An 11767-nucleotide genomic window follows, 5' to 3' on the forward strand; every position below is an offset into this window, starting at 1 on the left:
GACAATTGAATTAGACTGACTCGTAAAAAGCAGTGACGGACTAGGAACTCGAAAGACCTAGACTGCCGCTGCTTTTATTGTGCTAACGTCTTCCGTTTAGCGTGATGACCTCACCTGTCATTTATGGAAGGGATCTCCGCACTGACTGTAACGGCAAATTTTTAAGGCCACTCCTTGCGGAATGGCCCTTACTTTCATATATTGAACGATCTTTTCCGTAAAACGTTGATTCTAGTCTCTCGATTCATAGTAATTGATCGGCCGGATCTCAATCCCCCATCCAAACTGCTCGCCCGATGCCACTTGTACAGTTGGATGTAAGGAAGCAATCCGGATCGCTTCCTCCATGTCCCGTGCTTCTATGAGAAAAGCACTACCGATCATCTCCTTCGTTTCGATAAAAGGACCGTCCATAACCTTCACTTTCCCATTCGCCCGCCGCAAGCATTTCGTTTCGGATGCGAGACCAGCATCAATAATCATTTGGCCGCTCTTGTAGAAATTTTCTAGGTGGGGCGGACATTCGTTCATTATAACATCAGTCTCATCCTTTGGGCGGGCATCCATTTTATCTGACTCCAAGTAACCCAAGCACAGAAATTTCATTTCTCCTTTAACCTGTGAGTTTGAAGCATTCATTCTTGCCTCTATTTAATTGACGAAAGCTGTCACCAGGAACACTCCGACAAAGATGAGCAGGCTCCCAGCACGCCAAAAGTGAACTTGAAAAGTCGAAGCAATTGAACCGGGAGATCGGGAGCTCGTTCAGATATTCTGTCTCGCTCCTACCAGAAACATTTTCTTCTATTCGGGGTAGTAGCTCAGAAAGAAGTTTGTATGGTTGTATAGCCTAGAAACTTGTCCTGATGCAGCATTGTCTGCATCGTGCCAAGCTACTATTTTGTGCATGCCTATTACTTCAAATGCAAATCTCATGACTTCATATGCGGTTTCCGTTACAATACCGATATTCCACCATCTTGAACCGATATAATAGCCCGAGTCGCAACGACATGACTTATTTGATATATCAAGCAAATGAACTGAACCTATCACTTCATCTTCAAACTCAATCGCCCAACGGTAAAACTCGGGATTTTCGTATCCTGATATCCATTTGGTAAGCATTTCAGCCGTTTTTTCTAGCGATTCGTGGGTCTCCCACGACAAATATTTTGTCACTTGAACATCACTTGTCATGTTGTGGTATACCGAATGTTTATCGTTCATTGTAAACTTACGTAAAACCAGCCATTTCGTTTTTATCGGAACTGTTCCTTTATGTATCAGCACAATCAATTTATCTACGGGCTTCTCTAGTTTGCTAAGCCTCTTTGATTGATTTCATAAAAAACCATTTTGCCATTAAGCAAGGATTTACAAAGTTCAATCAGACTTGGTATATGTTCACGTATCCATAGATGCATTCCTTCATTGCTTACTCGAAATGCGTAGAGTTCGCATATTACCAAAAACATAAAATCTTCTAATTGTGCAATGTCTATCTCCCTTGAAATTATATTTGTGTAGCCGGAAAGCAGATCATCCCGTAATTCACTTTTAGTAAATAGGACAGCAGAAGCTACATCCATTGCGTAATATCCAAATCCCGATATTCCAAAGTCAATGAATGAGATTCCCGATGATGTGCTAACTAGGTTGCTATGGTGAATGTCGGCATGGATGAATCCCCATGTTTCAGAATTTTTGCTCAACCCTTTCATACGATCGGTTACCAGCGAAATTGTATTTTCAAGAAGTTTAAATTCCTCGGTGGTGATAATACCAATATTTTCGCCTGCTCGAAATTTGGTCAACATGTTATTAAGCCACTCTAGCTCATAATGGGGTCTTATAAAGTTCAAACCATGTTTGAAGCTCCTCGAAAACTGATGTAAATGTGCAATACGCTTCCCCAACGTAGTAACCATTTCCTCATTAGTGAAATCTATCTTGGTCATGGTTTCCCCTGCAATCCATCTCAAAACGGAACAATATACTTCTTGGCTTTCAATGACAATGTTTGTTACTAGTTCACCGTTTATATTTGGAACAGGGATTTGAACAGGAAATTCGGATTGAGATGACAAAGCTAACAAATATTCTAGCTCGGATTGAATTGCCTCACGCGTGTTTTGTACACCCTGCATGTTTTGTGTAATTGGTTTATGTATTCGTAACAAGTAAGTGTCTTCAGATTCCTTTTCTGTTACCTTAAAAGTAATGTTTTCATTATGGCGAATAAAATCCACAATAGGGTCTATAAAAGAATAGTTCAGTATAACTTCTTCAAAACACTTCGTATAATCCATAGAATGTCACTCCTTAGCATAGTAAATTATCCTCACATGCTCAAACCACCTAAAACTGAAAGAAGATGCATACCCCTCTCCATTCTCACGTTACTCGGTTGAGGAGATTCTATATTACCACATATTGGATGATACATTCACTTGCTTCTGAACTAAACTGCCCTTTAGTTTAACAGCGACGAATTTTAAAAGAAAACCCGCCGCTGTCAAATACTAAAAAAATCGTCGATAAAGTTCCCTCCGGCGCTCGCCGCGGAGTTGTGCGTAGATTTGCGTGGTTAAAGCCTTCTCATGACCGAGCATCCCCTGGATGCAATCCAGAGGGGCACTGTTATCAAGGAGTTGGCACGTATAGGTATGCCGATATCGATGTGGGTATACATTCGCTTCAATCTCTCCTCGGATCTGCAAGCCGTTTTAATGCCCATCTAATCGTACCTAGTTTGCTTCTAAGGAGAGGTTTTAATCTGCATGATGTATTGAACTACCGTTCCCCGTTAGCGTAACATGCAAGCCATTAATATGTCGTAATTAGAGGTTTTCAGAGGGCTCAAGCTGAATAAAATTCAAATGTTTCATTCGGTTTATGACAGATAATACTTCATTAATTCTTGGTAATTCTAGCCATCTTTCGAAGCCAGAAAAAGAAGAAGAAAATACAATATCCACTCCTTCTCTCTCCATATCTTCAAGAGCTTTTTTAATCTTATCATGTAGAATAATGAGGCGATCCTGATTACTTATAGCGATTTTACGAATTAAAAAGGCAATAGCTGCAAGCTGGGCGTGTGATGTGATATTGTAAAGCCCTCTGATATCAATTTGTTCATCACCTATTAACATGTATCCCATAGCCGAAACCACTAACTTTTCTCTACCACTGCCTTGTGGATAGCTCGAAAAGTGATCGGAGGTTATTTTTCTATCTATCTCCCATTTTGTAAAGGGGATACGTTCGCGTGGTTTGTCATCTTCACATAATTTTTTTGCTTGCTGGGTTACGTTTTTGGGCACAAAATTGTCCATCATGATGATTTGGTCAGCAACGGATAAAAATTCACTGCTACCTCCAATAATAAGAACGGAAGATACGCCAACAGCTTCATATAGCTCCCTGACACGTTCAGTTAAAGGTGTAATGGGTTCACGCTTGATTAATGAACGCATTCTAGTGTCTTGAATCATAAAATTCGTCGCACTTCTGTCTTCATCAATAAGAAGAAGCTTACACCCGTAGTTAATTGCCTCCATAATATTTGCGGCTTGAGATGTAGAACCTGAGGCGTAGTCAGTCGAAAACTGTTCAGCCGAACGATTGGGTATCCATTTTATGAAAGGCGTGATATTGATATTGTTTATGGAACGGCCTTCCTCTGCAGATATTTCCATTGCACTTTGATCTGTAATCACAATTTCTCGTCCATCACCTATGCTGTGATTGTAAATCCCCGAATTTAGCGCATCCAGCAATGTGCTTTTACCCGAGTAACCACCACCGGTGATGACCGTTACACCATGTTTTATTCCCATTCCTCGCAAACCACAGATTTCAACTTCGACATCTTCCGGGGATGTAAAAGGCAAGGCACCCTCCAATGGACCGCTGTTGTCTTTATTTCTTGGCAAAATGCTGCCATTCGCAATAAACGCACTATAATCACTGTATTTCAGCCATTCGCGAATCATATTTTGTTTTTTTACCAATTCATAGGCAGCATATAATTTGGTAAGATCAAAGTTGGCTATTAACTCTTCCACTTCTTTTGGAAGCATTTTGCAGAGCATGCGCATAGCTTTATCATTATTCTTGAATGGAAGTTGAACTGTAATCATTAAGCATAGATACCATTTTTCCGAGATGACTTCGACAAAGGATGCATTACGTTGCAACACCACATTAGTTGGACGAAAACAATAAAAAGCACCATTTTCTTTATCAGAACGTGACCGGTTATAAATCAATTCATTTAATGTCTCAATATGATTAACCCATTCTCTTAATGCAAAATCTGAGAGAACAACCTGATCCATATTTTCATCTAAGCCGAGACGGTCAAAAGGTATTTTTATGGTGATACATGGTATATCTAGTGTGAGTTTATGTGTCCGTTCAATGTAATAGGCAACATCATTATTCCAATAGGTTGGGTCACTTATCGTACCCCCTTCATCATAATATGAACCTTCATAAATCATACTGTAAGATGACTGTCCGGATTGTAATGAGCGAAAATATTGAGCGAGTCTTTTAATAAAGCATCATCCTTTCATATTTGAAAAGCGGTGAATAACGGAAAAAAGTGCCGAAGTTGAAACGATATCTCAAGAAGGGGGCCCCTTATCCTTTGGAACAAGGCAACGACAAAACGGATCGCCCACTAATCTCCAGGTATGAGCCTGCTCAAACCTAAACCGGCACTGTTTGAAATTATCCGCGAAAAATGAATTCCATCCTAGGTAATTCAAGTTCAATACATATTCCCCCAAACGATTAGATTCCGACCAATTTTTAAAAAAACCACTATTGTTGCCTTGACCAATCTTATGGCCTATAAAAATAACAGCCACTCCCTGAGTGGCTGTCATAGACCGGCAAGAAAGCTTAAACTTTCCTTCTGCCTAAATATAAAAGCCCTGAGGGGAATCTACCCTCAGAGCCTAATGAATTCGTAAAAAGTAATTAAAAAGCAATTTGAGGATAGGACGCATATATTGTTTTTGTTTTCATTGTCCTCACCTCGTTACGATTTATTTTTACAGCAACAGAATCATAACATAAAGTTCACCCACAAAAAAAGGGAAAGATTAATTATATTTAACTCAAAGCCTTGAAACTTTCCGTATTCATGTTAAAGTAATCTGCCCGTTAGCTTAATGAGATTACATGGAAACAATGTTAGATACTTATCTTATCGGTAATCGGCTCATGTTCTTGTCCATTACAGCAATCGGTACAAGTTCTTGTCCTGGGCTCGGGATAAGAACTTGTACCGATAAAACAAAAAAGCCGCTAAAATAGCGACTTTCAATGGGACTATGTTCTTGTCCTTCGACAAAACAGCTTGTATTCAACTAGCGTTCCCATTTAGTATCATTTAATTTCCCAATTTTAACTGTATAGGTTCTCATCTCATACACCATAAAATAAAACCTCTTCTCCCGTTCGTATTTTCGTAATCTGCCCTTTACTTCGACAAAAATGGCTGCTGATCATCTAGATCAGCAGCCATTTTGTTGTTCTCAACTAACGTCCCCGTTAATTAAATTGTCTTTTCTAGGTTTCCTCCAATCCATCTGTCATGATTAAATCTAGGTCTGGTGGAATATATCCTTTCATCCGTCCCATCGTGGCAATTTGCCCCTTGTGGTGAAACTCGTGCGTCACAGTATGTGTGAAAAGCCAAAGCGGTGTAGCTACAAACTTTTGTCCGCTAAACTGACCTTCGATTCGCGTCTCAAAATCCCGTGGATAGTGTTCCAAAAATTCGTGAACCAATTTATCCGCTTCTGCAAATAAACTGCGCATAGCGGCTACATCCATGGCCGTTTCCAACCTCCAATCGAAAGTACGCCCCAAACCGAACTCTCCGAGCCAAAAAGCATAGCACTCCGCAACATGGAAATGCGTCTCACGAATCGACCCATGACCGAATTGCCCCACTTCCGTTATATATTCATCGTCTGTCATTTTCTCACAATAATTAAACAGTATCTCGCGTGTACGTTGAACATAATCGTATTGCTTCAAGAATAGCTCCATTCCCCAACTTCCTTTCATATGCAGAATCCACCCCACCAAAAAGTTACCTTCAAATTCCAAAGAATCTTCACGCTTAAAGGCAAGGTCTAAACAATAGTCTCGATATCTTTATGTTTTCCGAATGCTTTAACATAAGCACAGCCTCTTTATTGGACCGAAAAGCACCTGTCATTGTTCGAACCTTTATCATTGTTCCAACCACTCCCTTTTTACCTAGAATATCATTCGATGATTGCATTCTAATATCCTCCTGCACTATCCTGCCCGTTAGCTTAATGACAGTGGTACCATTCTCGAGAGCTGAGGTTCATTTAGGCTTGGTTTTAATTTAGATAGGGTCGTTCTTCTCTTTTGGGTTGGGATAAGAACATATAACTTTAAAACAGAAAACTGCGATTTAACGTATCTTATAGTCCCGTCATAATGTAGGCACTTTTGTGTCATTATCCTACAATGTAGGCACTTTTGTGCATTTTTTTATGACATAAAATTCCCTACATAAATAACAAAAATCCTGATCCATCAGGCTTTCTTCACATTTAATATGTAGGTGGATTTGTGTCATTAGACAATTTACAAATCCGATATAGCAAACTTCAGATCAATCAGAGCCCAGGTTTTTCCGATTCTCGGTCTACCGTATACTATCATTCCCGGGAGACGATTATTCCTTTATTTTATAATTCCAAAGGAAAAGGCTACATCAATGGGATTATGCCACATTCTCAAGATGAAAGCATGTTTTTCACAGAAAAAGAACACCCGCTTCAACCTATTTAGGCTGCGCGGGTGTTCTCGTTCAGACGACACGCTCTGATCGAGGTAGTCTCGCATAATGCTCATGGCTTGTCTTCCTCGATATTCTTCCTTACTCATGAACAACTCGCGGAAATATACCTTTATATCCTGAAGCGAGTTCGGATGACATTCGCGATTTCCATAAACACGGAAGATTTCAATAGTCTCCTCGTTTATAAATTAATCATTTAATGAAGTCTTACATCACGTTAAATACGTGCCACAGTCTCTTCAATTTCATCAGATACATGCGAATGGCCTTAACTGAAGTGCCGAAGCCCACTTCCTTCTCGCCTGCTACGATCTCAGAATTTGCCTACTATATCGTATTCTCAAAATTGTTATAGGTATGACTATTTGGAAATGTATTTTTGTATAATCAAATTTTGATGTTAGTTCGTTCAATCTGAGATTCAATTACATCATATAGAGCAAGTTTATAGTTTATTTTATCCAGGTTAAAATATAGTTCCCTTATACTCTTCTCAATTTCTTTTTTATGATGAAGCATCATCATTTTTCGTTCCGCAATCGTCGAGTCCCCTTCTTTATACAAGTATACATACTTTTGAATTTGAGCAATCGGCATTCCTGTGGCTCGAAGTGCGGTAACAAAGGATATCCAGCTTAAATCCTCATCGTCATATAGCCGCTTCCCAGTTTCATTTCTTTTCACATGGGGAAGCAGCCCCTCTTTTTCGTAATATCGAAGGGTGGGAGCTGTTATTCCTGTCATTTCGGCAACTTCTTTTATAGTCAACATAACTAAACCTCACCGCTATCTGTTAAAGTTTACTTTAAATGAATATTTGGCAACTTAAATTGATTTTTCCAAATTTACGCTATAAAAAATAGAGAAATATTTGAATTTAGTTAATTAATCTGTTTAATTAGGCACTTATTATTATAATCAAAATAACCTTGACTTCAAGTGAACTTTATCTTTTATGATATCAAAGTAAAATTTAAAATGATTTCTGAGAGGATGAAGTTACAATGGCAAATATCTCAATCGTTACTGGCGGCAGCCGCGGACTTGGTCGCAATACTGCCATCAGTATTGCACGTCATGGCGGTGATGTCATCTTGACCTATCTTAGCCAAGCAGAAGAAGCAAAGTCTGTCGTTGCTGAGATCGAATCTTTAGGTCGTAAAGCAGCGGCATTACAACTTGATGTTGGAAATATTTCCAGCTTTACTACCTTTGTTGAGACAGTTCGTTCGACCCTGCAGTCAACCTGGAATAGCACCACTTTCGATCATCTGGTGAACAATGCCGGCTACGGAGAAATGACCGGCTTTACCGAAACTACAGAAGCTCAGTTCGAGGGCCTGTTTAATGTGCATGTTAAGGGTGTGTTTTTCTTGACACAGGCCCTCCTGCCTCTGCTTGCAGATGGTGGTCGTATTGTGAACTTCTCAACTGGACTTACTCGTGTTTCTTTTCCTGGATTCTCCGCCTATTCTGCCGCAAAGGGGGCGGTCGAGATTCTAACCGTCTATTTGGCCAAAGAACTTGGTCACCGAGGTATCACTGCTAATACCATTGCACCTGGAGCAATCGAAACCGATTTTCTAGGAGGTTCTGTACGCGACATACCTGCTTACAATGAAACGTTTGCCGCGATGACTGCCCTTGGTCGAGTCGGGGTACCCGAGGACATTGGTCCCGCAGTCGCCAGCTTACTTGGTTCCGATAATCGATGGGTTAACGGGCAGAGAATCGAGGTTTCGGGTGGTCAGAATATCTGATCGCCTTCCATGGTCTTAACTCATGAACTCAAGGCTCAACTCCCTCCAGCTGGTTAAAGACTAAACCACTCCTGACACAATAGGAGTGGTCTTTTAAATAGAACTCATACTCTTTTATAGCACACTCACAAGTATCACTTGCAGTAATTTCTGATAACGTTTTGTATTGACGACGGCCTGGCCCCTTAGAGTCGCTGCTTATAGTTGTGAGGCTCCGAACACCTAATGTAGTGATGTCCCGACGGGCTTAGGGGGCTGGATGTGGTCACTCGCTTCTCAGAGTGACCCGAAGCGTCAATATGGTGTTAGTCGAAGGAAGTTCTGGAAGCAGCCATTGCATTTAAGGCGTTCTCAAAATATCTATATACTTCATCTGCAATTCCCAAAAACTCTTCAACAAGTACATTACTACTATCCAAGTAACAAGCATACAGATAATCAACTAAAGCGGAGTCAATCTCACAATAGTTTAATATGGCATTCTTCATCATAATAATGTCATCTTGCCATACACCTGTATCTTCTAAAACCAAAGAGTATAATGCACGAATTAATCTCTTAGAGTAACCTTTAATATATCTATTCTTCATTGTGTTATCACTAGCATTAGAAAGTAAACTATGTATACGATCTACTTCGTCCTTGGTCTCTGTATTTAGGTCTAAAATGAACTCAGGAGAAATAATTATCGGTGGTACTTTTTCACCAACGTCATCACCATATATGCAAACACAAATTATCTTAACCCAAAAACCCCACTCATTTGGTACTTAATACATCGTCAATCGAGCAAATTGTCGTATCAATCTTAGTTAATACTGGATATTCTCCCAAAAGCCTGTCTTTAATATCTGACAATCTTTCGAAATCAATATCTTTGGGATTTACACATACAATAGTAAAGTCTGCATCTGACTTAAAAGGTTTAGCAGTTCCTTTTGGAATCGAGCCACACATATAAATGCTATGAATCTTACCTTTAAATTCGGTAAGTATATTATCTATATACTTATCAACAAAATCCTTATATTCACTTTGTATTACAATTCTATTTATAACTTTTTCTAATATCATATAGACTCCTCCTAAACTAAGAACCTCTTTCGGCTAACGTCTTATCTACGCACTTCGTAAATAACTTCATATGTTGAATATTCGCGAAATCAATAAACTCCCCTGCCTATTAGCTTAATAAATTTAATTAATAGTTCAATGCATATCTAATCGGTAATCGGCTCATATTCTTGTCCAATACGGCAACCGGTACAAGTTCTTGTCCTGAATCAGGACAAGAACTTGTACCTTTAAAACAAAAAGCCGCTAAATTAGCGACTTTCAATGGGTTAATGTTTTTGTCCCCCGACAATTATTCTTGTTCGTTCCCCGTTAGTTTAATGCAAAATGGCTATCCGTCTATTACATATTTGGTTTAATTATTACTCATTAGTTAGTCAGGTTTAATAACCTTATCAAAGCAATATGAATCTTTGTCATAGCCATTGTGCACATAAAAAGCATGAGCATCGGTTCGCTTAAATCCGCTACATAAAATAATACTTGATATTCCCATTTCTTTAGCATAGTTTTCAGTGTGTCTTAGTAGTTTTGTACCTATCCCACTATTCTGTAATTCCTTTTTAACAGCAAGCCCTTGAATATGTAGATAACCAATCAAATCCCCTACGGATAACGCCTGAACTATAGAGACAAAACCAACCACATCATTTTCAAATAATGCAACGAATGTTTTGTAATTTCCATCCTTATTCATGTTTTCCATAGTAACTCGAAAGGTTTCAATATTAACAGTGCGAACTCCAAGTACATCGTTCCATAAAAAAACAACTTCTGTATAATCACTTACTACAACTTCTCGTATCTTAATTTCCATACCCAACTCCCCTTAATAGAAATATTCGAACGAAGGAATCGACAATCGTTAGCTATATCCATATCTTATCATACCAAAATTTGCATTTTTCGTATCACTTCAAATTTTGCTCATATTAGGGAGAAGGATCATACCCAGATACTTTATTTCCCTCAGAAGCTATCCGAATGGACATATTCTTTATTCTCAATGTTAGCTCTATAAATATGGATCTGTTTAGATCATCATCAAACTGGTAATCGGATCATGTTCTTGTCCTTTTAGGCGATAAAACAAAAAAGCCGCTAAATTAGCGACTTTCTATGGGCCATGTTCTTGTCCCTCGAAATCTGTCCCAATTAATAACACAAAAACACCACCAAGTTTTCCTCCACATCTTACGACATGGTTTCTTTCACTTGAAGGTGTTTTAATTTGTATCACATTACGGGGTCAGTTCCATCCGATAGAGAGTGGTTTTCATTCACCATAATATCGTTTTGCATCATTTATAATATGAAGTCGTGAGCGGGATAACATAGCCAGCTTCTTGCTTTTTATCTACATCAATAGTTATAGTTTTTACACCAGTGATATCAACCTCAATCGTTTGTATACCATCTTCTGTTTTGATCTCTCCAACTTTCTTTAACAGAGCGTTCTTCTCCAATTCCTTTATCTCAAGGCCAAGGATCTTTTCCTTAACGGCTGCGAATTGCAGATAAAGTTTTTTGTATTTGCCATTAGGGGTGAAGGCTACATAATTAAAGTTTTCACCTGGTGGGCTAAACAAGACTTCACCATAATTTTTGCCATTGATTGTTGTTTGAGTAGGATCCTTGGAATACAGCGCATCATCAAAGTCCTCGCTTTTAATTGGTGTATCTTTGGAGACCGGTGTTCCTCCCGATTGTTCGCCTAAAATGACTTCATTGGCTTTATTGTCGTATGTAACCGGTATACCAAGAACGTCAGAAACAGAGCGGACAGGTAGAAAAGTTACGCCGTTATAGGTGATTGGTAATACCTGATGCCCATTTCCATCTTTTAATTGCGCAATGTTTCCGTTTACCCTGATCTTCAAGCTGCCATTTAGATAAGCCTTAATTTCCTGAAGGGACGAGCTCGCTAAAGCACCAATACTTATACCGCAAGACAAAATTAGAATTCCCACAAAGCCAACCAGCAACTTCTTTTTTTTCATATTCGTCTCCTTTCGAACTTTTCACTTGGAGTATAACACCTCATTACAAAAAAAGGAATATAATTGGTTGA

Annotated in this window: 10 protein-coding genes and 1 pseudogene; 1 reads left to right on the top strand and 10 read right to left on the bottom strand. The window is 39.1% G+C overall.

Annotation, left to right across the window (positions count from 1 at the left end; genetic code table 11):
* Positions 1-231 precede the first annotated feature (231 nt).
* The 7 genes from KJS65_RS06435 to KJS65_RS06465 all read right to left on the bottom strand — a co-directional run bounded on the left by KJS65_RS06435 (position 232) and on the right by KJS65_RS06465 (position 7633).
* Positions 232-639, bottom strand: coding sequence for a YciI family protein (locus KJS65_RS06435; RefSeq protein WP_306432958.1), 408 nt, complete (start codon positions 637-639; stop codon positions 232-234).
* 165 nt (positions 640-804) lie between these two features.
* Positions 805-1293, bottom strand: a complete 489-nt coding sequence (locus tag KJS65_RS06440) for a GNAT family N-acetyltransferase (RefSeq protein WP_244864559.1) — start codon at positions 1291-1293, stop codon at positions 805-807.
* 23 nt (positions 1294-1316) lie between these two features.
* Positions 1317-2312, bottom strand: coding sequence for a phosphotransferase enzyme family protein (locus KJS65_RS06445; RefSeq protein WP_213649079.1), 996 nt, complete (start codon positions 2310-2312; stop codon positions 1317-1319).
* 213 nt (positions 2313-2525) lie between these two features.
* On the bottom strand, positions 2526-2723 hold the full coding sequence (locus tag KJS65_RS06450) for a tyrosine-type recombinase/integrase (RefSeq protein ID WP_244864406.1): 198 nt from the start codon (positions 2721-2723) through the stop codon (positions 2526-2528).
* Positions 2724-2843: 120 nt separating this feature from the next.
* On the bottom strand, positions 2844-4508 hold the full coding sequence (locus KJS65_RS06455) for a P-loop domain-containing protein (protein ID WP_213649080.1): 1665 nt from the start codon (positions 4506-4508) through the stop codon (positions 2844-2846).
* Positions 4509-5586: 1078 nt separating this feature from the next.
* Positions 5587-6072: a DinB family protein gene (locus KJS65_RS06460; protein ID WP_213649081.1), complete on the bottom strand. Its 486-nt coding sequence runs from the start codon at positions 6070-6072 to the stop codon at positions 5587-5589.
* Positions 6073-7249: 1177 nt separating this feature from the next.
* On the bottom strand, positions 7250-7633 hold the full coding sequence (locus tag KJS65_RS06465; protein ID WP_213649082.1) for a MerR family transcriptional regulator: 384 nt from the start codon (positions 7631-7633) through the stop codon (positions 7250-7252).
* A gap of 233 nt (positions 7634-7866) precedes the next feature.
* On the opposite strand from KJS65_RS06465, the gene KJS65_RS06470 reads away from it, so the two are divergent.
* Entirely contained in the window at positions 7867-8622 is a 756-nt protein-coding gene (locus tag KJS65_RS06470) for an SDR family NAD(P)-dependent oxidoreductase (RefSeq protein WP_213649083.1), read from the top strand.
* Between the two features lie 305 nt (positions 8623-8927).
* On the opposite strand, the pseudogene KJS65_RS06475 reads toward KJS65_RS06470, so the two are convergent.
* From KJS65_RS06475 to KJS65_RS06485, 3 genes and pseudogenes are all read right to left on the bottom strand, one after another.
* A pseudogene (locus KJS65_RS06475) lies at positions 8928-9696 on the bottom strand (nucleotidyltransferase domain-containing protein).
* A gap of 373 nt (positions 9697-10069) precedes the next feature.
* Entirely contained in the window at positions 10070-10513 is a 444-nt protein-coding gene (locus KJS65_RS06480; RefSeq protein ID WP_213649084.1) for a GNAT family N-acetyltransferase, read from the bottom strand.
* Between the two features lie 484 nt (positions 10514-10997).
* Positions 10998-11696 (bottom strand): stalk domain-containing protein, encoded by a 699-nt coding sequence (locus KJS65_RS06485; RefSeq protein ID WP_213649085.1) that lies wholly within the window; start codon positions 11694-11696, stop codon positions 10998-11000.
* Positions 11697-11767: the final 71 nt, after the last annotated feature.

It is taken from the genome of Paenibacillus sp. J23TS9 (genome assembly GCF_018403225.1).
Classification (GTDB): Bacteria; Bacillota; Bacilli; order Paenibacillales; family Paenibacillaceae; genus Paenibacillus_AQ.

Excerpts from the sequence above, each read along its gene's own strand:
- KJS65_RS06435 (WP_306432958.1), bottom strand. The coding sequence starts at position 639 with ATGAATGCTTCAAACTCACAGGTTAAAGGAGAAATGAAATTTCTGTGC.
- KJS65_RS06445 (WP_213649079.1), bottom strand. The coding sequence starts at position 2,312 with ATGGATTATACGAAGTGTTTTGAAGAAGTTATACTGAACTATTCTTTT.
- KJS65_RS06455 (WP_213649080.1), bottom strand. The coding sequence starts at position 4,508 with ATGATTTATGAAGGTTCATATTATGATGAAGGGGGTACGATAAGTGAC.
- KJS65_RS06460 (WP_213649081.1), bottom strand. The coding sequence starts at position 6,072 with ATGGAGCTATTCTTGAAGCAATACGATTATGTTCAACGTACACGCGAG.
- KJS65_RS06465 (WP_213649082.1), bottom strand. The coding sequence starts at position 7,633 with ATGTTGACTATAAAAGAAGTTGCCGAAATGACAGGAATAACAGCTCCC.
- KJS65_RS06470 (WP_213649083.1), top strand. The coding sequence starts at position 7,867 with ATGGCAAATATCTCAATCGTTACTGGCGGCAGCCGCGGACTTGGTCGC.
- KJS65_RS06480 (WP_213649084.1), bottom strand. The coding sequence starts at position 10,513 with ATGGAAATTAAGATACGAGAAGTTGTAGTAAGTGATTATACAGAAGTT.
- KJS65_RS06485 (WP_213649085.1), bottom strand. The coding sequence starts at position 11,696 with ATGAAAAAAAAGAAGTTGCTGGTTGGCTTTGTGGGAATTCTAATTTTG.